Genomic DNA, 20178 nt, shown 5'->3' on the forward strand with positions numbered 1-20178 from the left:
CGCTTAATGTTCAACGCAGCAGGCTTGTGGAACTTCTACTTAGATGCAGCATAAGTTAGATAACAGTCAGGGCAAACCCTGTCCCAGAGCTGGTTTTATTTCCCAACAACTCTAACGATGACAACCTGTACGATTCAAATCGCAGGGAGTCCTGATCAGAATGGGATTTATCTCTATCAAGAGCAGGCACTATCCAAATCGCTAGATAAACCCTACCGCCAACGATTTCTCAAAATTTCGCCCAGTCCCTATAGCCCCACGATTCGATCGCTCACCTACAAACCCCAACAGATCGATCGCTGGGTCAACTTCTGCCAAAAATCTAAACCCGATCGGCAGATCACGATTACCGACCTAGGCGAGGCCACCTGTACTGTTTTCCTCAAACCTGTGGTGGAATCCTTCAATCGAACGGGCGATCGAACCGTCGATCGAACAATGTTTGTTGGCACGACCCCCGTTGATGGCTGTGCAACAAACGTGCGTGGAGCAAGCCGCATCCGCAACCAAATCACTTTACACGCCGCAGGAATGGATACGTGGGATCGGGGCTATGATGCCCAAGGGAAACAGGTTTGGGGGGCTAAAAGTACAGCCTATCAATATCGTTGGGTTCATAAAGGGGAGCCTTGACAAGGTCTCTTAGCTAAATCCTCTTAGAAGATTTCTACAATAACTTCCGACAGGTGTCCGGGGGTGGCATTGCACTGGGAGAAAGCATTATTTGGAGGACGGCTTGGAGAACTTATTGAGATCGAGATGGGCACAATACCAACAGCACCTTTTGGGGCCGCAAATGGGTGAATGCTCTTGTGTGATTGAATGCTCCTATGCAGCGTCCTACGTAGCAACTGATGGAAGGAAATTGTGGATAGCGCAACGTCAGAACTGATCAGTATTCTGAACCAGTTACCCATACCTGCAAGAGCCTGGGTTGAATCACTTCCCTGGGAAAATCGGCGCTATCTTCTATCGTTATGTCATCTGCTCTGTGCTGCGTCATCCCAAGCGCAAGCAGAATTCCTAGATACCTACACGGCAGATGGGCTGATTACTAAGATTATTGAAAGTCACCACATCAAGCGGAAGGTGCAATTCCATCTCAAACGATTTCAACGCTTAACGTTGTTGAGTGAAGATACTGTCCGGGATTATATTCGCCAGTTTTACATTCACTCAGCGCAGGACTTGCGACGTCAACCCGATATTTTCCTAGAGTCGGCTCTTAAACTGGTGATTAGTAGCGAAGATAAAGATAATATCCTGAATTATATTTTGGGATTTGAGGTCATTAAAATGCTGTTTTCCATGAGTTGGTTACAGCATGAAAAACTCTATCGACTTCAACGTAACCAAGAAGATTTTTTCAACCAGTACATTAAACCCATTCAGCATGCCCATCGGTTGAATCAAGTCATTGTCCCTAAAGATCAAAAATTATTCTTTGCGCGTCGAGATTATTTTGTCCAAATGCCTAATATTGCTGAGAAGAAATTGCTGGAATTGGCCATGGCAACCTTCACGGCTGAAGTGACTATCCAGTTTGGTTTTGCGATCGTCCGCCATCCCAACTGGTTAGCCTTTGATCATAACTACATCTTTTGTGATGAGATCGATCCAGTTTTTGTAGATCCCAGTTAACTTACCAGAGCATCATCAATGATGAATTCGTTTCTGTTCACCCCGATAGCGGATGGTCTCAGAGACGATCGCGGCCACACCTGAAGCAACCATTAGAACAACACTAAGCGCATTCATATCCGGTTTTACTTGCGTCCGCAGGCGACTAAAGATTTCCATGGGTAAGGTGTTGGTTCCGCCACCCGCAGTAAAACTTGCAATCAGAAAATCATCCATACTCAGAACAAAGGCTAATAAACAGCCTGAAATAATCGCAGGTGCCAACTCAGGGAGTAAGACCAAGATAAAGGCTTGAAATGGGTTTGCTCCTAAATCTAAAGCTGCTTCTTCTAGATAAGGATTTAAATTTCCAATGCGCGTGGAAACAATCAGTGCAACATAGGCTAAACAAAAGACCACATGCGCTGCCACAATGGTTCCAAGACTTAGGGGAATCGAGACAGCTGCTAGGAACACTAAGGTCGATACCGCGATCGCAATGTCAGGAATAATCAACGGCAAATAAGCTACATTTTGATAGAGTTGCTTCCCAGGAAAGCGATATCTGGCCAGTCCCACAGCCATTAGCGTTCCAATCACTGCTGAGATAGCCACTGCTGAGAAGGCCACTTTTAAACTGTCAAAAAGGGCATTAAGAATTCGATCGTCTTGGAAAAACTTGCTGTACCAGCGTAGGGTAAAACCAGCCCACTGTGCACTGTTGGGAGAGTCATTAAAGCTGTAAAACCCCAAGACAAAAATTGGTAGGTACATAAAGCCAAACATGAGTACCGAAAACCACATTTGCCAAACTGCATGTTTTGGACGATCGAGGGATTGATGATCAGGACGGGCAGCCATAGTGAATCTTCAGTGGGAGGACAAGGTGGGTTTATTGGTTCGGTAATGCTGTATCCCAGGGTTGACTGATACCTAGGATGGCACAGTGCAGTTACGAATCTGCTGCTCGTCGATCGCCATATTTAATCAATAAAGCAATGGAAAGAGTCACCATGATGATTAGCATCGTACTCATGGCTGAACCCATCCCCCAATCTGGCGTTGCTCCGAGGAACTTGTTATAGATCAACCGTGCCGCTGTCATGCTAGATGGGCCTCCTAGCAGTTCAGGATTGACAAAATCACCAAGTGCATTAATAAATACCAACAGCGAGCTAGCAGCTAGACCTGGCAAGACTTGGGGAACGGTAACCCACCAGAAGGTTTGCGCAGGGGTCGCCCCCAGATCTGCGGCGGCTTCTAAGAGCCGTCGATCGAGCTTCTCTAAAGACGCATAGAGAATTAAAACCATGTAAGGCAACAAACTATAGGTCATTCCAACAAAAACTGCTGGCATCTGATTGAGCAAATCCAAGGACGGTAGTCCCACGCTAGCCAGTAAGGAATTAAGGACACCCGTGGGGCGCAGGATGCTGATCCAGGCATAGGATCGGAGTAAGGAAGATGTCCACAGAGGCAAGACGAAAGCCAACAAGAGTAAGTTTTGCCAGCGTTTAGGGACTATGACTCCTAGCCAATAGGCCACCGGAAAGCCCAGTAGCAAGCAGAACACCGTTGTTCCGATCGCCAACAGTAGCGATCGACCAATCACTAGCAACGTCAGCGGTTCAAAAATTCGCAAATAGTTTCCCAGCCCCGACGGAATCACCAAATCCCCTGGACGAATTCCGGGCACAAAACTAAGTTCAAAAATAATCAACGTTGGCAGGACTAACAGCAGAACGAGCCATACCCCTGCGGGAAACAACAAGACCAGCGGTTCTAACCAACGAACCAACCAGGGGGGTGTTCCGTCTTTTTCTTGAGACTTGGCAGATGGCATTGTAGACACTCTTACATCCTCGTGGCAATTAAATCTGCGTCATGACTGCTGTTAAAACCTACGGGTACGGGTGGCTGAATCTATACTCCACCTAGCTTAGCTACTGGTTACCTTAAGCCAAGCTTGGTCGTACACTTCAGCCGTTGATCGATCTAGAAAAGTCATGGCCTCACACCGATTTAAAATTTCAGGCGGAGGATAAGCAACAGGGTCATGCTGAACATCAGCCGGTAGCAATTCGATCGCGGCTAGATTGGGAGTTGTAACAGCCAATCGCTTAGCCGTTGCCGCTGCCACATCCGGCTGCATCACAAAATTGATCCACTGGTAGGCCCCTTCTACATTAGGTGCTGTCGCCGGAATCACCATTAAATCAACCCATCGCGAACTACCACTTTTGGGAACAATGTACTTGAGCTTAGGATTTTGTTGGAGCAGCGGCCCTGCATCGGAGGAATAGCCCATTGCCACCCATAAATCCCCAGCCGCGATTTGATCCCGCCAAGCGTCCGTGGTGAAGTTAGCAATATAGGGCTTCAGGGTCAGTAATTTTTCGCTTGCTTTTTTCACTAAATCAGGATTTTTTTCATTGTAGGAATATCCCATGGACTTCAGAGCTGCGCCTAGCACTTCCCGTGGATCATTCAGCAACGTCATACGTCGCTTCAGCTTTTCCTTGTACTTCCAGAGGTCATCCCAATCAGTAATTGCCTCTGGCAATTTTTCGCTGTTGTAAACAAGTCCCGTTGTTCCCCAAGAAAAGGGAATGCCATACTGATTGCCAGGATCATTAGGCGACTGGCGCAGATGGGGTAATAAGTTAGTCAGCCCCGGCAAACGACTCTGATCCAGGGGAAGAATCAGTTTCTTATCCCGCATTTCCGGAATAATATATTCCGAAGGATAAATAATACTGAAGGTTGCCCCCTTGCCCGCTTGGAGAGCTGCCAGCATGGCTTCATTAGAGTCAAAGAGCTCTGTAAACGCTCGAATTCCACTGGTTGTCTGAAATGCTTTTAATAACTCTTGATCCACATACTGGGCCCAAGTGTAAATAAACATTTCGTTCGCCGCACTTTGGATAATTCCCCGGTTCTGCACATTGCCTAACCGCCAGCCACAGCTTGATAAGCCGCTCGACAGCATCAATCCCGATAACCCCAGCATCGATCGACGCAGCAACTGACGACGGGAAAGGGGCAGTGATCGATCGGGCAGTATAGGGATCATAGGGACAAGCACAACGGCAAGAACGCACAGCTAGAAAGTTTAGACACAAATAACCTCAGAAATAACTGAGCAAAATTAAGCAAAACATGCATGAGTTAGGAATCGTTCGGCAGAGCTAAACTATCTTCCGGTCGCCACACAGCATAGAGCCGGGTGTCCGGAGGCGGAATTTCAAAGCCGTGGGGAAGCTGGACTACTAATGTTTCTCCAGAGGTTAATTGAAGTTGACAATTAACATGCGTCCCTAGGTACAGCAAATTTTTGAGATATCCTTCCACATAGTTCAAGCCATCAGCAGGCGGCTCATATTGTAAATGAATCTTTTCAGGCCGCACACTGATGACGACTGCTCCGGAAGTGAGGGGTTTATTCCCCGTATCGACTGGAATCACCTTAAATGGTCGCCCTTCCGCACTAGTAATCCACAGCATCGTGGGATGGGCACCTTCAATTTTGCCCGTAATTAAATTGGTATCCCCAATAAATTCAGCCACAAAACGTGTCTGGGGCCGTTCGTAAATTTGGCTGGGAGACCCCATTTGTTCAACCCGTCCGCGATTCATCACTGCGATGCGATCGCTCAAACTCAAAGCTTCTTCCTGATCATGGGTCACCATCACAAACGTGAGACCCAATTCGCGATGGAGGTTTTTCAGTTCCATCTGCATCGCTTTGCGCAATTTCAGATCCAGTGCCCCCAAAGGCTCATCCAACAAGAGCACCGTGGGACGATTGACCAAGGCTCTGGCGAGGGCAACCCGTTGCTGTTGTCCTCCCGAGAGCTGAGCTGGCAAGCGCTTTGCCCATTCCTCCATTTTGACTAACCGTAGGGCTTCTCGGACGTGGTTTTGAATCTCCCCTTTACCCATTTTTTTCAACCGGAGTCCAAAGCCAATGTTTTCTTCTACGGTCAAGTGATTAAACAGGGCATAACTTTGGAAAACCGTGTTCACCGGACGACGATAGGGAGGAACATCTACCACAGACTGCCCCCGCAACACAATATCTCCGGCTGTCGGCAGTTCAAATCCCGCAATTAAGCGAAGGGTAGTGGTTTTACCACAACCTGAGGGGCCTAAAATACTGAAAAATTCCCCTCGACGAATATTCAGGTCAATGCCTCGCACCGCAGCTTCGCCATTGAATACTTTAAAAACTTTACGTAGCTCAATGTCGAACCCAAGATTGAGTCCGGTTTCTGAATAGTTGTGGGGTACCGTCTGAGCCATAGGATGCCTTGACCGAGGGAAAAGGGCGGAGTAAGGTAGACCCCATCACTAGACCCCATAGAACTTAACCTAAGGGAATCAAGAGAATCTACTGGGGCTTTACTCGGCTGAACTTGTTATCTATGCCATCTTAAGCCAGTGAGTTAAGGATCCATACAATCTTGTGAAGCATTGTGAGGATTCCGTTGCTGCAACTAGGCTTTGAACTAGGCTTTGGCGGATGCACCTCTTTTCCATCTTCGCATTAACTGCTAGCGTCCACTGAACTCTATTTAACTCTGACAACAAGAATCTATCACCTGCCAATAGGATGCCCTATTTCTGGAAAAAATTCCCATAGTTGGGGTTCCGGACAGAGATTGCTACAGAGATTGTTACACTGAATCATCTAACCTAGTTGTTGTTGATCCCTGCTGTTGGTCGAGAGTGCTATGGCCCTTTTGCAACCGTCTCGCTCAAATATTCGTGAGTCTGCTGCGCGACAGGTGGGTCGCCGCAATCAGTCCCTCATTTTGCTCCTGTTTGTTTCTCTACTGCTACTGGGGGGGCTTGGATCGCGGTTGGTTTACCTGCAATTGATGGAAGGTACGCGCAATCGTCAATTGGCGGATAACAATCGAATTCGCTTGATTCCCAGTCCTCCAGAACGGGGCAAAATCCTCGATCGCAAGGGCAAAATCATTGCAGGTTCCCGACTATCCCACTCGGTCTATGTTTGGCCGTTGGCCACCAAGGAAGCCCAATGGAACCAAACCATTACTAAACTTGCGAGCATTTTAAATATTCCTGAATCAGAAATTCGCAAGCGGGTTGATCAAGCAGAGCAAGATTCCCCCTTCCTTGTGCGGATTGCCCGAGGCATTAGCCCCCAGCAAGTAACTGCATTGGCAGAAGCCAAGAATGAGCTGGATGGGGTCGAAGTCAATGGGGAAACGACACGGGAGTACAAGTATGGCGATCTGGCGGCCCACGTGATTGGCTATACGGGCGAACTCAACGATGAGGAATACGAAAAGCTCAAGAAAAAGGGCTATCGGTTGGGGGATGTAGTCGGCAAGATGGGGATTGAGGCAACCTATGAAGAGATGTTGCGGGGGGAAGGGGGCGGCCAGCAAGTCGAAGTAGACGGTGCGGGCAATGTGGTGCGCATCCTGCACAATAAGCCTAGCCATGCAGGGAAGGACTTGACGCTGACCCTGGATTGGGATCTTCAGCAAGCGGCAGAAAAAATTCTGGGCACCTTTACAGGCTCGATCGTTGCAATGGATCCTCGCAATGGAGCCATTCTGGCTATGGTGAGTCGCCCAGCCTTTGACCCTAATATTTTCTCGAAACGGGTGTCTGAAGCGACTTGGAAACAGCTCCAGGAAGGCAATGCTTTGCTGAACCGGGCCTTGCAGCAATATCCTCCGGCGAGTACGTTCAAAATTGTCACGACAGCAGCGGCGATCGAAAGCGGCAACTTCACGGGAGATGAGGTGTTGCCGACCTTTCCGTCACTCACGGTGGGAGGGGTGACCTTTGGGGAGTGGAACCACGCTGGTTTTGGGCCGCTGGGGTTCACGGGGGCCATGGCTCACAGTAGTGATACTTTCTTCTATCAGGTAGCTCGGCGCATGGGAGGAGATCCCATTATCGATTGGTCGCGTCGCTTTGGGTTAGGCAGCAAAACGGGGGTGGACTTGGTGGATGAGGTGGATCCTGGTTTGGTTCCCGATCCTGCCTGGAAGCTGAAATATGAAAAGAATGAATGGACGATCGGGGATGCCATCAACATGTCGATCGGCCAGGGCTACCTACTCTCAAGTCCGTTACAAGTGGCGGTGATGTTTGCGGTGGCAGCCAATGGGGGCTACAAAGTCAAGCCGCATTTGCTGAAGGATAACGAAGAGGCTAAAAACTGGCGAGAAAGCTTGCACATGAAGCCCAAAACGATCGAGATTCTCCAGCAGGGTCTACGGGAAGTAGTGACCTATGGAACAGGGAGTGATGCCTTGGGAAGCAGTGAAGTTGCGATCGCGGGCAAGAGCGGGACGGCAGAGGATTTTGGTAAAGGATCCCACACTTGGTTTGGAGCCTATGCCCCAGCGGATAAGCCGGAAATTGTCGTCGTCGCCTTTGGTGAATATTCCGGTGGTGGGGGTGGATCACTCATGGGTCCCAAAGCACGCCAAGTGCTAGAAACCTACTTCACCCTGAAAAAGAATCCCAACGCAAAAGTGGGGGCCAATGCTCAGCCCAGTCCTACGGCTGAGGCCACACCGGAAGCGACAAGATAGGGATCTGTTAGGCGGAGGAGCTTTCCCCGAATCCGATCCACCCGCAAAGACAGCATCTGAAAAGATGCGATCGGGCTAAGGATGAAACGGCCAAAGATAAAAAAGCAGAAGGGCACAGAACCTGCGCCCTTCGCTCTCATGAACAAGTCATGAATTGAGATTCGATCTTATAGGGGATGAGCCAACAGATCGGGGAAGAAACGATTGAACTCAATCAGAATCCCTGCGGTTACTGTCAACAACAGCATGAGCAGGACAGGTGCGGTAGACAAATAACGTGCCATGAACAAGCCTCCAAAAAGCAAGATTTTAGTTGAATGACTATCGAGGAGAAACAGTGATTTCTGACTCGGCTGCAAACATCTTGCCCGTGGAGATTTCGCCGAAGGCAACCAGGGGCCAAGCAAAGCCACCCAGCATAAACTTCAGCGCCAGAGGCACATCAATGACCACTTCCTTCCCTTCGGGGTTTTCACCCTTCTTGATTGCTTGCAGATAGCTCCGACCAGCCCAGCCGATCCAGCCTGCAATATAGAGAAAGAGAATTCCCGGAATGATAAAGTCGCCAGCGTGGGAAGGATTATCCACAATCAAGTGGGGAAGTCCTTCTTCACCGCAGAGCAGACCTGATTTGGTGTACTGGTCAAAACGGCGTTGGGCCGTGGGGCTAGCCGATGCTTTCATACGCTGAGCAAAGGCAGCAGATTCACTGCAAGGAGTGAGATTATCGTAAATGGCGTGGGCGGGTGCGGTGGAAACGAAACCGAACCACAGCGCGATAGCCAAAACGAAAGCACACAATCGTCGCATGGAGTTGTTTCCCTTTAACTTAGAGATTGCAAAGTTTCTTGAACAAAAAGGATTGAACTTTTTGCGTAGATATGAGGACTGATTGAGTTGAGTTAGGTATCCCCTAAGCTTGTCCCAGAAGGGTTTAAGCTAAGAGAGAATACCAGTTCCCAACCAAAAGTTACCAGCAAATGGCAACGGTTATAGCAATTGAAACAAGTTGTGACGAAACTGCGGTAGCGATCGTTAAGAATCGTCAAGTTCTAGCCAGTATTGTCGCCTCCCAAATCGAGACCCATCGGCAATATGGGGGGGTGGTACCGGAGGTGGCTTCGCGCCAACACGTGGAGGGAGTTAACCTCGCGATCGAGCAAGCCCTAGAAGCTACACAGCTTGACTGGTCAGGGCTTGATGCCGTAGCGGGCACCTGTGCGCCGGGGTTGATTGGTGCGCTATTGGTCGGCTTAACGGCAGCCAAAACTCTCGCCTTAGTGCACAACAAACCGTTTCTGGGGGTGCACCATCTGGAAGGCCACATTTATGCGTCCTACCTCAGTGAACCCAGTTTGCAGCCCCCCTTTTTGTGCTTGCTGGTTTCCGGGGGGCACACCAGTCTGATCTACGTCAAGGATTGCGGTCTATATGAAGTGCTGGGCCAGACCCGCGACGATGCAGCAGGGGAAGCCTTTGATAAGGTGGCTCGCTTGCTCAAACTGGGCTATCCCGGTGGGCCGATTATCGATCGCCTTGCGACGGAGGGCAATCCCAAAGCGTTTCCACTGCCAGAAGGACAGGTATCCTTACCTCAGGGTGGTTTTCATCCCTATGATTCCAGCTTTAGTGGCCTCAAGACAGCGGTACTGCGCCTGACGCAAAAATTAGAAGCGAGTGGAGAGCCGTTGCCAATCTCCGATTTGGCGGCAAGTTTCCAGACGACCGTGGCCCGCGCCTTAACCAAACGGGCGATCGCCTGTGCTTTGGATTACGGGTTGACGACGATCGCGGTGGGCGGCGGTGTTGCGGCCAATCGGGGGCTGCGGCAGCAGTTACAAGCGGCGGCTGAACCCCACGGGATCCGGGTTCTGTTCCCTCCGATGAAGTTCTGTACCGATAATGCGGCCATGATTGCCTGTGCTGCATCAGAACATTTCGATCGAGGGCACCGATCTCCCCTCACCCTGAATGCCCAATCCCGGCTCCCGATTTCGCAGGTGATGGATCTGTATCAGGAGGAAGATGCGTGAGCGAGATCATTTAGATCACGAACTCGATCACTGCAATTTAGTTATCTAACGTCTTAGTTATCTAACGTCAGCTTCCATTCTCCTGTTTGGGGATTCCAGAGCGGCTCATCGGTATCACCCACAATAAACGGCCCCCAATAGCGCTGGGATCCATCCTGGGCAAAGGCGACTAAAATATCTCCTTTTTTCAATTGAATCGCCCGTCCCGGCAAAGCCACGACTAAGCCCCGATCGCTCCCTTCTCCGGGGGCAAAATCCCAGTGAGCAGGAGGCTCATAACGAACCTGAGAGGTTGATTTATCCCCCGTTTTATCACCACTAACCTTTTCTGCTTTGAACCGGAGAGCAATCCGCACGGGATGCTCTGATTGATTGCTAATCCGCAGGTTACCCCGTTGTAATGGTGCAAGAGCAGCCGTTTGCTTCGCTTCTCCCGTTGTTGTGGGGATCTTTTCTGGAGTCGTTGCGCTCGACACTGGCTGAATAATTGCGGGATCGCGGGGGGCCTGGTCTAAGTTAATCACCGGAACGTCACTACCGGTCACTATTTCAGCTTCTCGATTGAGGCGTCCTAGCCAAAAACTCCCAATACTGAATACCAATGCCGCACTGCCTGCGATCGCGATCGCAGGGAATAGTCCCACTTTACGCCCTTGAATTAGTTGCCCCATCGCCTTTACCCCGCGTCCTCTCTCTTTAGGTATAACAAGTCATTTGTGGATTTGTGGCATTAGAATTTCCTGTAAAATCACCCTTCTTTTTTTGCGGTTTCCTATGCAAGATACTCGCCTCAATCGCCTTTTGGGGAATGCCAGTGGACAGATTGAGCAATGGTTTCGCAATCCTTGGCGGCGCATCTCCTTGCTGCTGCTATGCCTCCTTCTAGGCTTCTTTTTGGGAACTGCTGTTTCAACCACAGCAGGTCAGGCTGCGGAATACGACATTTGGGTCGCAGCCATTCTTGTCCTACTGACTGAATTGGTGAGCCGTGCGGTTTATACGCGCAATGCCCAATGGCGCAGAAGTTTGCTGGCGGACTGTGTCAATGGCCTCAAAATAGGCTTTACCTATAGCCTATTTGTGGAAGCGCTCAAGCTGGGCAGTTGATCCGTGGATTGTTGATCCGTGGATTAATTAGGAGGGGATCAAGGCTAATGGGATGCGGCATTCGATCGCCGCTGTAGGATGGCTTGCCAAACCAGACCGATCGCAATCAGTCCCAATCCCACGAGGCAAATTTGCCACTCTACCCAAAACGCTAAAAAGACACAGGCTCCTAACCCTAAGCCAGCCGTCCAGCGTGGATACTGCCGCGCTGAGGGGGGTAAGCGCAATGCCGCTATGTTCGTTATGGCGTAGTAGCCCAACACACTAAAGGCACTGAAAGACCAGGTTGTTTTAACGCTGCCTAACAGGACGAGTAATCCGACGATCGACCCCATAACCAAAACTGCTATTGTGGGGGTCGATCGATGGGGATTGAGTTGGGCGATCTCCAAGGGCATATCGCCTCGACGCGCCATTGCCAGTAGAACTCGCGAAAGTCCTAAGAGGAGATTCAGTAATACCCCTAGCATGGCCGCGATCGCGCCGATTCCTAACACCATTTCGCTGCCCCAAACGGGAAAGCTACGAGCCGCCACTGCCAACGGAGCCGCTTCTGTGATAGCACCTTTTTGGAGCACGTCGGCTCCAACAGTTCCTAAGCCTACCAACCCCACTGCAAAATACAGCCCAAAACTTAAACCTAGGGTCATCAAAATGGCTCTAGGAATGGTTCGCTCTGGATGCTGAACTTCTTCTCCCAGGGTGGTAATTCGCGCGTAGCCCGAATAAGCAACAAACATTAAAGCACTGGCCTGCAAAATTGCTGAAATCGAGCTACCTTCTCTATGGTAGAGCATTGGGAACCCAGAGGGCAGCCCTTGACCGATCGTCCAGCCTACACCGAGTCCGTCCGAAGCCATCACGCCTTTAGTGATCATGCCTGCACCGACAAGGACAAACCACAGTAAGGCAAAAAGACTCACCGTCAGAATCAAGGTATTGACTCGGCTCGATCGCTGGACTCCACTCATTACCACTACAGTCATACCCACCACCGCTGCAAGGGCAACCATTACCAAACGGGTTGGGTTGCTCTGAGCAATTCCTAGCCCATGGAGCAGGTATCCCGCAAAGCCTAGAGCTGCCGTTGCCGCAGATGCTGATTTTGCTAGAAGAAATAACCATCCAGCAGTGAATCCCAGTTGAGGAGTGAGATAGCGGTAGCCATATTCATAGGTGCCCCCATTAACGGGATGGCTAGCCGCAAGTTGAGCAGAACTGAGTCCATTACAGGTTGCAACGATCGCGGCAATGGCCAAGGCTGGGAGCAGTCCGATCCCCGCAATACCCGCTGCAAGACCAATACTGACGAAAATTCCAGTTCCGATGATCGATCCCATGCCCAAGGCTACGGCTTGACCTAGATTGAGTTGCCGTTGGAGGCGTTGAGTTGTCATCTTGACATCCTCGGTGTAGATAACTGCTGGATTCCAAACCTGTGGTAGCCCAATTCAAGTCCCAATTCAAGTCCAGTTAGATTGAGCTCGATCCCTTTAGATGAAACCGGAGAGCCGCGATCGGGAGCCTTGACGCTGATTAGCTGGGGCCGTTAGAAAATGGCCGTTAGGAAAAAGCATTGGGGCTTAATGAATTGGGCAGGAAAGAGGCTTGTGCTGATTATCTAGCATGAAAATCTCTCTTTTTGAGGATTTTACGAACTCTCCGGTGGTGAACCATGGGGCAGCGGATAGAATGCTACATTCGAAATCAAAACTCAAATCTCGCAATCAAAACTCGAAATTCAACCTTGAACGCTATCGTTTTTGTTTAGAACGCCCGAAGACATTTGCAATTTTTGGTGGATTTTTGGCAGCTATGGTGACGTGCTCCTCTTCTTTTCAACGGCGGTTGGCCTGCCTAGGATTACGCCTACTGGGTATTGGTGGCATCGCGCTCATCATGATGAATGTAGGGTTGTCTAGGACTGCAGCCCAAACGGCTTCACCGATCGCAACACCTTCATCAACGGATGCGCCTGCACCTAATCCATCCGCACCTAATCCATCGGTAACGGATGTACCTGCCAATCAGACACCTGTCGCTGTTCCTGTAGAATCTCCTAGCCAAATTTCCCCTAACTCAATTTTCCCCAGCCCAGTTTCGCCCCTCTCGATCCCAGGGCTTCCTTCTACAAGTACGGAAGCTCCGATCGCGAACCCAACCGCCGAGACCCCACCCCCCGTTCCGATTCCCCTAACCTCCCCCACTTCCACCACAGACCCTACCCCGATCGAAATCCCCACAGTAATCCCTGCAGCGATCGAGCCAACCAAACCTGCGGTGCCCTTCGGACATTTGCCTGTAGATGAAATTTGGGAAGTTCCACGCCCTGTGGAACCTAGCATTGCGCCGAATCTTTCCCCGGATATTCCAATCCTCCCCACTCCCCCCGGAGATACCAACCCAACGCCACAAAGCCCCCCCTCGACCATCCCATCGATGCCTGTGCAGTCCATTGAGGAGCCGATTCACTTAATTGTGCGGCGAGGCAAGCGGCGAGTGGAAGTGTATCGAGGCAAGACCCAATTGGCGAGCTATCCGATCGCAGTGGGCAAAGCAGGTTGGGAAACACCGATTGGGGACTTTACAGTCATCAATAAAGAAGAAAATCCCATTTTCAAGAGTTTCAAAACAGGCAATGTCATTGAACCGGGGCCAGACAATCCCCTAGGGGTGCGATGGATTGGCATTTGGACAGACGGGAAAACCCAAATCGGCTTCCATGGAACCAACCAACCGGAACTGATTGGCAAAGCGGTTTCCCATGGCTGTATCCGGATGCGCAACAAGGATGTAATTGCCCTATACCAATATGTGACGGTAGGAACCCCCGTTACGGTTAAGCCTTAGGGCAAATCTGCCGTCAACCAAATCGTTAAGCAACGAGTACGTTAAAGAAAACGAGTACTCAAAAAGCCTGCAAAACTTAAGGCAGAGTCGAGGATTTGCCGAAAACTAGTCGATTGGGCCAGCTTTTGCTTCAATTGTTGCATTTGAACCAAATCTTCTGGTTTACATAGCACACTGCGTTTCAGGAGTGCCAAACGAGCTTGGGTATAGTTACGCATGGCTCGATCGCGCTGGGCTTGGAGTTCGATTTGTTCATCTAAATCTGCTTCCATGTAACGCACATTCAGTTCATTCATGAAGTCTGCAGCAAGATTGAGAAACTGCTGGTTCGTATCCGGCATGGTACAAAATCCTTCAACCTGGGAGGGGGTAAATCTAGGGGTAAATTTGTCGTGATAAGCCCTAGTGATATGCACGCCTGCTTAGTTATTCGGTACAGTCGATCGAGTCCGGTTCACGTTATTCACCCGATCGAGCATTGTGCGCGTGACGCCACTCCAGAAGGGATCGGTTTGGAGTTCATTGAGGATGCGGGTCGATCGTTGTTTCACCACATCATAATTGCGCCCGGTTAAGGCGCTGGCGTTGGTCAGAATGCGGGGAATTGCTGCGTTGAGCTGATTTAGATTAATTTCGTCATAGCGATTCGCAATTTCGATTAATTCCTTCCCCATGACCACCGCTTTCATACACTGGGTCACGGTCGTTTCTAGGAGACGTTTCTCTTCCTGCTTTACCGATTGCCACTCTCCCATCAGTTCCCCCGCTCGATTTTCCATGTCAGATTTTTGCTGGTTGAGTAGCTGTAAGGATTCTGAACCACTGTAGGGATCCTGTTCCCGTGCTTTTAACTTGACCATCAGAGCCTGATAGTCCTGCCGCAGTTTTTTGAGTTTGATAATGACGCTGGCGCGATACTGGGTCAGGACAGGCGGATTTTTGTTGAGCGCATCTGCAAAGAGTGCCATTTGAACGGTCAGGGTGCGGGCATATTCTGCCGATTTCCGCACTTCTGAGGTACCGACGATCGTCCCCCCTTCCAACTGATCAAAAATGGCAGCGAACCCATCGTATTGGCCACGCAGGTCGGTGATGAACTCATCCCATTCGGTTACCTGGGGCGGCTGATAGGGATCGATCGCCAATTCAATCAGCGTACTATTCAGCTCACTTTTGGAGTTCAGAAGGCGGTTGATAAAACTTTGGCGGATTTCTGCGGCAGAACGGGGTGGAGCTTCGAGTTCCCGCTTGCGCAGGGTATCAATCGCGTCGATCGCAGCCGAGGACTCATTCCGAAATTGACTGGCAGCATTTTGCAGAGATCGGGCCTTTTCCACACTACAGCCGTTCAGGACAAGACTCCCCATAATCAGAACAGCAAACCACGGTCGTTGCAGCCGTTGCTGTACAAGGTGTTGTAGCGATTGTTGTAGCGATCGGGTTAGCGATCGACTTCCCGGTCGCAAACCATCCTGTTCCCCCAGTTGTCCGCTCGATCGAGCACCCTTTTGCAGATCCTCTTGCAACTGTTCCCGCCACTGTTCCCGCAACCGTTGTCCCATCCCCATTTGCACAGCAGACAACCTTCTCTATGAATTTCCTCCATTATGGGTGGGATTTTTGGCTGGCTGGGGAATCTTCATGGATCGTTAATCCCCCATCACATGCACCACTAATTCCCGGTGGTGGGCCATTTGGCGGTGTTCCCAGACATAAATCCCCTGCCAAGTTCCCGTCAACAGTCGCCCCTGAGCGATCGGGATGTGCTCCGACGTTTTGGTTAAGACTGTACGAATGTGGGCGGGCATATCATCCGGGCCTTCGGTACTGTGGACATAGTGACGGCCTTCCGGAACCAGCTTGGCCAGGAAATTTTCCAAATCAACCAAGACATCAGGATCCGCATTTTCCTGAATAATTAAACTTGCAGAGGTATGGCGCAAAAACAGATGGCATAAGCCCGTCTGAATCCCCGATTCAGCCACGATCGTCTGAATTTGGGACGTAATTTTTTGCAGGGATTTACCTCGGGTGCGAATCGTTAGAATTTTTTGGTAATGGGCCATGGAGATCGGGATTCAGCAATAACAAGGAATGACCAACCATTACAAGTAACAAGTTGGGATAAAAATTGCGCTGACGTTATCCATTCTCTGTTAATTTAGAGCGTGTTTCCGTCGTGATTTTCTCTCCGACCCTAACTTCCCGACCCTAACATGACCTACTGCTTAGGCATTTTGACTTCCGGTGGCCTCGTGATGGCGGCAGACTCGCGAACCAATGCGGGTGTAGACTACATTTCCACCCATCAAAAGCTGCATGACTTTTCCCTACCGGGGGAACGAGTGCTACTGCTTTGCACCTCAGGAAATCTGTCCGTGACTCAAGCGATCATTACGTTACTACGCCGTGACCTGAAAGCGCGGGAAGATGTCAATCTCCACACGTTACCGACGCTGTATGAAGTGGCTCGCTACATTGGCAGCAAAATGCGTCTGATTCAGGAGCAGGATCGGCCTTGGTTGCAAAAGGATGGCATTGATGCAAGTTGTAGTTTTCTACTAGGTGGCCAAATTCGGGGGGAAGATCCGGAACTGTATCTGATTTACAGCCAAGGCAACTGCATCCAAGCCTCGCGGGAAACGCCCTTTCTGCAAATTGGCGAAGCGAAGTATGGTAAGCCGATTCTCGATCGCGTATTGACAGCCACCACCCCCTTGGAAGATGCGGCTAAATGTGCGCTGCTGTCGATCGATTCCACGATGAAATCTAATATTTCCGTTGGCCCCCCCATTCACCTCGTAATGTACGAAGCTGATACCTACAAAGTGCACTATGAGTTACGGTTGGCGGCCAATGCGTCCTATTTGGTGCAAATTCGTAATCGCTGGGAAGCTTGTTTGAAGGATGCCTTCGATCGGATGCCCAATGTGGACTGGGAGCATTACCTGGACACCGATCTCCCGGAAGATGTTCTCGCTGAGCAAAGTTAGCGGTTCTCGCCCAGCAACGTTGAAAACGGAGTCATTCCTTCTGGGTGGAACTGTACCGCAGTCGAATAGCTTTCCAAGTTGGACAGATCCCTGGCGTGAGTTGCATTTACTGCCCAGACTGAGACGCTTTCTCCGGGTCGTACTGTTCACGTTCTTTAGCTTTCTGTTCCACGTTGGATTGGGCATCCTGTGCTTTGTTAATCGGCTGGAGCACACTGGACGAGGGAGACAGGGTGGGGGATGGGGATGCTGCTGGGGGTTTAGGCTGGCTGGTGCAGCTCACAAGGAGTATCCCGATCAGCATGGGGAATCCAAGAACCGTAGAGAGTTGGCGCATAGTCCGGCGGGAGGATGGCACAGTATATTGGCGTGTGTGTATTGGCGTGTGTGTATTAGACCTCCTGCATGAATCAAGTGGCTTGTGCCAGTTCAAAATTGAGTAGACCCGCAATCAAATTGAGCCGGAGTCCAAACCGCTTCCTGCGATTGCGATAGCGCCCCGAAAAGATGCGAAAAATCTTGAAGCGCCGAATCGTATGCTCGACTCGCACCCGTAAGCTGGACAACGCTCGATTATGCTGCTTTTCTGCCTGCGGTAGCGGTTGTTTTCGCCGCTTTTTCGTCGGGGTGCAAGCCCCCGGATGAAGCTTCGCAAACCCTTGATAGCCTCGATCTGCTAGACAGAGTTGAGTCGAGACGAAAGGCAAACGACTGCGCTTAAGTAGTTTGAAGTCATGAGTTCTGCCCGTTCCGATCGCCGTTGCCACAATCTGACCCGTCTCAAACGCCACTAACACCTGTACTTTTAGCGTATGGCACTTCTGTTTGCCACTGTAGTAGCGTCTCTGTTTTTTTTAGGCCGCTCAATCTCCACTTCCCCCACATCCACCAGCATCACCGTCCACTCCCAGCCCGGTTGATACAACTGCCGTTGACTGGGCAGGCGAAATCGTCCACTACCCAGCAGCAGGTCTTCCACTTTGCGGATAATCCGACCGACCGTCGTCTCGTGTAGCCCCCAACTCACCCCAATGTGAAACTGGGTACGGTACTCCCGCCAATATTCCAAGACCACTAGCAACTGGTCTTCCACGCTCAACTTGGCTTGCCCACCCCGCCGCCCGGTGCGTTCTAGATGGGGACGCAGCACCTCAACCATCTCGGCGAAGGTCGGACGACTCACCCCGCACAAGCGCTTGAACTCACCATCCGACAGCGACTCAAGGTCTTGGTAGCTCATCTTCTCTCCACAGAAATGTTGAGGGCAACATTCTTATTCTCCTACCTCCTGCTCTAACTGGCACATCACTCCACTATTCATGCAGGAGGTCTAATCTTGACCACTCGACTCTTTTCCCGATTAACTTTGAGCTTCAGCATTTGGGTTAAGTATCGGCTGATTTTCGCCAGCACTCGCCGCCCTGCTCGTCTGCTTTTGACTAGAATGACTAGGTCATCCACATAGCGAACAAAACGATGCCCTCTCGCTTCTAGCTCTTTGTCCAAATCATCCAGCAGAATATTGGATAACAGAGGTGAAAGCGGAGACCCTTGCGGGGTGCCCCATTCGGTCGGTTCAACTGTGCTCCCCACCAAAACCCCAGCTCGCAGGTAACGACCGATTAACCCCAAAAGCACCTTATCAGCAACTTTTCGAGCCACGCGGGACATCAAGACATCGTGATTGACCGTATCGTTCGCGAAGCGTTGCCGAAGGCATTAGAATTTCTCCAAATCCAAGTCCACCGCGATGCGATATCCCTCTTTTACAATCGTTTTCACCTGTTGGACTGCACCATGTGCCGAGCGTTTCGGTCGGCTGCCGTAACTTGACTCAGAAAAACCTGGGTCAAAAATTGGCGTTAGCACTTGTAAGATGGCTTGCTGGATCACTCGGTCTACGACACAAGGAACTCCTAGCTTGCGTTCTCCCTTGCCTCTCGGTTTTGGGATCACCACCCGTCGCACCGGGCGCGGTTGGTAGCTGCCATTTATCAAGGATTGCCGAATCTCTTGCCAATGCTCTCGAGCATAGGATGGAAAGTCTTCTAGGCTCATCCCGTCACTGCCGGGTGCGCCTTTGTTAGACTTCACCCGTTCCCAGGCTTTGAGAACATTGTCGCGCTCGATGATTCGTGCCATCAGGTTGTCTAAGGCTGGCTCTCTGTCAGCACGCCAAACTCCATCTCCCCCATCCGGGTTCATCAATGAGTCTGAGTTGTTCATCGCTCCTCCTTAGTTCGTTCATGTTCAGCCCTTCGTCCAAAAAAGAACTAATATGGCTTCTGCTGACTTCTGTGCAGTGAACTCTTGAAATTACTCTCAAGGCTGCTGTTTTGCTGATGTTAGGGTTCTGTGGCTCCCTCGCCGTTTCCCACGAGACCTCAGTCAGACTCCCATGACCCGCAAAACCGCGACCGCACAGACCTCCCCAGATAAGACCGTGATCTCTCCCGCCGCAACCGCGTCATTTACTGTGCCCCTTGAACCATGGGTTTCGTTGTGTTGTGCCAACTCACCCAGGGGTCTCAGCCTTCTATGACGTTTCTGTTCGTCGGCTCGTCGGTTTGCCGCCGGCTTCCTCCAGACCCCTCCTCGCGGAGATGCCCTTGCCTTAAGCTAGTGGTTTCGTCACTCGGACTGCATGCAGTCATTTGGACGTTGGTTCCACCACAGGGGACTTTCACCCCATCAGATCACGCCCATGCTGGGCGTACACAAATCGTTGCAGCGGCGGATGAGAGATTGTCGTCAGGCTATCAACAGTTACTTGCCGCCGCTGAACTCAATCGTTCTACGGCTTTGGATGAAGTTAAGGCCGTTTGCACCATAGCTGGTTTGCAGAGTAGAGTTGTTGGGAAATAAAACCAGCTCTGGGACAGGGTTTGCCCTGACTGTTATCTAACTTATGCTGCATCTAAGTAGAAGTTCCACAAGCCTGCTGCGTTGAACATTAAGCGGTCATCGAAATCAGGCACACGATTCCTGTAAACC

General features: G+C 50.6%; 21 protein-coding genes and 1 pseudogene. 7 read left to right on the plus strand and 15 right to left on the minus strand.

All coding sequences use genetic code 11. From position 1 onward, the window contains the following. The first annotated feature begins 117 nt into the window (after positions 1–117). On the plus strand, positions 118–633 hold the full coding sequence (locus tag ACN4EG_RS23485) for a chromophore lyase CpcT/CpeT (protein WP_431632695.1): 516 nt from the start codon (positions 118–120) through the stop codon (positions 631–633). A 234-nt stretch (positions 634–867) separates the two neighbouring features. Continuing rightward, positions 868–1641, plus strand: a complete 774-nt coding sequence (locus ACN4EG_RS23490; protein WP_431632696.1) for a cobyrinic acid a,c-diamide synthase — start codon at positions 868–870, stop codon at positions 1639–1641. A gap of 15 nt (positions 1642–1656) precedes the next feature. Here the strand turns inward: ACN4EG_RS23490 and ACN4EG_RS23495 are convergent, their stop codons facing one another. The 4 genes from ACN4EG_RS23495 to ACN4EG_RS23510 all read right to left on the minus strand — a co-directional run bounded on the left by ACN4EG_RS23495 (position 1657) and on the right by ACN4EG_RS23510 (position 5922). After that, positions 1657–2481: an ABC transporter permease gene (locus ACN4EG_RS23495; RefSeq protein ID WP_431632697.1), complete on the minus strand. Its 825-nt coding sequence runs from the start codon at positions 2479–2481 to the stop codon at positions 1657–1659. A 91-nt stretch (positions 2482–2572) separates the two neighbouring features. After that, on the minus strand, positions 2573–3463 hold the full coding sequence (locus ACN4EG_RS23500) for an ABC transporter permease (RefSeq protein ID WP_431632698.1): 891 nt from the start codon (positions 3461–3463) through the stop codon (positions 2573–2575). 96 nt (positions 3464–3559) lie between these two features. Continuing rightward, positions 3560–4693, minus strand: coding sequence for an ABC transporter substrate-binding protein (locus tag ACN4EG_RS23505; RefSeq protein WP_431632699.1), 1134 nt, complete (start codon positions 4691–4693; stop codon positions 3560–3562). Positions 4694–4788: 95 nt separating this feature from the next. Continuing rightward, positions 4789–5922, minus strand: coding sequence for an ABC transporter ATP-binding protein (locus ACN4EG_RS23510; protein ID WP_431632701.1), 1134 nt, complete (start codon positions 5920–5922; stop codon positions 4789–4791). A gap of 431 nt (positions 5923–6353) precedes the next feature. On the opposite strand from ACN4EG_RS23510, the gene mrdA reads away from it, so the two are divergent. Then, positions 6354–8201, plus strand: a complete 1848-nt coding sequence (gene mrdA / locus ACN4EG_RS23515) for a penicillin-binding protein 2 (protein ID WP_431632702.1) — start codon at positions 6354–6356, stop codon at positions 8199–8201. Between the two features lie 167 nt (positions 8202–8368). Here mrdA and psaJ read toward each other — a convergent pair whose 3' ends face one another. Both psaJ and ACN4EG_RS23525 read right to left on the minus strand, forming a co-directional pair. Continuing rightward, a complete protein-coding gene (psaJ, locus tag ACN4EG_RS23520) occupies positions 8369–8485 on the minus strand; it encodes a photosystem I reaction center subunit IX (protein WP_190571725.1) in 117 nt (38 codons plus the stop codon). A gap of 37 nt (positions 8486–8522) precedes the next feature. Further along, a complete protein-coding gene (locus ACN4EG_RS23525) occupies positions 8523–9011 on the minus strand; it encodes a Photosystem I reaction center subunit III (protein WP_431632703.1) in 489 nt (162 codons plus the stop codon). 170 nt (positions 9012–9181) lie between these two features. Between ACN4EG_RS23525 and tsaD the strand changes: the two genes are divergently transcribed. Then, a complete protein-coding gene (gene tsaD / locus ACN4EG_RS23530; RefSeq protein WP_431632704.1) occupies positions 9182–10234 on the plus strand; it encodes a tRNA (adenosine(37)-N6)-threonylcarbamoyltransferase complex transferase subunit TsaD in 1053 nt (350 codons plus the stop codon). 53 nt (positions 10235–10287) lie between these two features. On the opposite strand, the gene ACN4EG_RS23535 is transcribed toward tsaD, so the two are convergent. After that, positions 10288–10905 (minus strand): hypothetical protein, encoded by a 618-nt coding sequence (locus ACN4EG_RS23535; RefSeq protein ID WP_431632705.1) that lies wholly within the window; start codon positions 10903–10905, stop codon positions 10288–10290. A 103-nt stretch (positions 10906–11008) separates the two neighbouring features. On the opposite strand from ACN4EG_RS23535, the gene ACN4EG_RS23540 reads away from it, so the two are divergent. Next, positions 11009–11341, plus strand: a complete 333-nt coding sequence (locus ACN4EG_RS23540) for a DUF565 domain-containing protein (RefSeq protein WP_431632706.1) — start codon at positions 11009–11011, stop codon at positions 11339–11341. Between the two features lie 44 nt (positions 11342–11385). Here ACN4EG_RS23540 and ACN4EG_RS23545 read toward each other — a convergent pair whose 3' ends face one another. Further along, entirely contained in the window at positions 11386–12738 is a 1353-nt protein-coding gene (locus ACN4EG_RS23545) for an APC family permease (protein WP_431632707.1), read from the minus strand. A gap of 418 nt (positions 12739–13156) precedes the next feature. Here ACN4EG_RS23545 and ACN4EG_RS23550 point away from each other — a divergent pair, with 418 nt between their 5' ends. Continuing rightward, entirely contained in the window at positions 13157–14191 is a 1035-nt protein-coding gene (locus tag ACN4EG_RS23550; protein ID WP_431632708.1) for a L,D-transpeptidase, read from the plus strand. 41 nt (positions 14192–14232) lie between these two features. On the opposite strand, the gene ACN4EG_RS23555 is transcribed toward ACN4EG_RS23550, so the two are convergent. The 3 genes from ACN4EG_RS23555 to ACN4EG_RS23565 form a co-directional block, all read right to left on the minus strand. Then, positions 14233–14532 carry a hypothetical protein gene (locus ACN4EG_RS23555; RefSeq protein ID WP_431632709.1) on the minus strand — a complete coding sequence of 100 codons (300 nt, stop codon included), beginning with the start codon at positions 14530–14532 and terminating at the stop codon, positions 14233–14235. An 81-nt stretch (positions 14533–14613) separates the two neighbouring features. Then, positions 14614–15774, minus strand: coding sequence for a hypothetical protein (locus ACN4EG_RS23560; RefSeq protein WP_431632710.1), 1161 nt, complete (start codon positions 15772–15774; stop codon positions 14614–14616). Positions 15775–15840: 66 nt separating this feature from the next. Continuing rightward, on the minus strand, positions 15841–16257 hold the full coding sequence (locus tag ACN4EG_RS23565) for a secondary thiamine-phosphate synthase enzyme YjbQ (RefSeq protein ID WP_431632711.1): 417 nt from the start codon (positions 16255–16257) through the stop codon (positions 15841–15843). 150 nt (positions 16258–16407) lie between these two features. On the opposite strand from ACN4EG_RS23565, the gene ACN4EG_RS23570 reads away from it, so the two are divergent. Then, complete coding sequence (locus ACN4EG_RS23570) at positions 16408–17184, plus strand: peptidase (protein WP_431632712.1); 777 nt, start codon at positions 16408–16410, stop codon at positions 17182–17184. A 106-nt stretch (positions 17185–17290) separates the two neighbouring features. Here the strand turns inward: ACN4EG_RS23570 and ACN4EG_RS23575 are convergent, their stop codons facing one another. From ACN4EG_RS23575 to ltrA, 4 genes and pseudogenes are all read right to left on the minus strand, one after another. After that, the gene (locus tag ACN4EG_RS23575; protein ID WP_431632713.1) at positions 17291–17521 is read right to left on the minus strand and encodes a hypothetical protein; all 231 of its coding nucleotides are present in this window, start codon (positions 17519–17521) and stop codon (positions 17291–17293) included. 73 nt (positions 17522–17594) lie between these two features. Then, positions 17595–17975 carry a transposase family protein gene (locus ACN4EG_RS23580; protein ID WP_431632714.1) on the minus strand — a complete coding sequence of 127 codons (381 nt, stop codon included), beginning with the start codon at positions 17973–17975 and terminating at the stop codon, positions 17595–17597. 14 nt (positions 17976–17989) lie between these two features. After that, positions 17990–18424 carry a transposase family protein gene (locus ACN4EG_RS23585; RefSeq protein WP_431632715.1) on the minus strand — a complete coding sequence of 145 codons (435 nt, stop codon included), beginning with the start codon at positions 18422–18424 and terminating at the stop codon, positions 17990–17992. 77 nt (positions 18425–18501) lie between these two features. Continuing rightward, positions 18502–19410, minus strand: a pseudogene (ltrA, locus tag ACN4EG_RS23590) (group II intron reverse transcriptase/maturase). Positions 19411–20178 lie beyond the last annotated feature (768 nt).

Origin of the sequence: Alkalinema pantanalense CENA528 (genome assembly GCF_050753345.1) — a bacterium.
In the GTDB taxonomy this organism is placed as follows: Bacteria; Cyanobacteriota; Cyanobacteriia; order Leptolyngbyales; family Leptolyngbyaceae; genus Alkalinema; species Alkalinema pantanalense.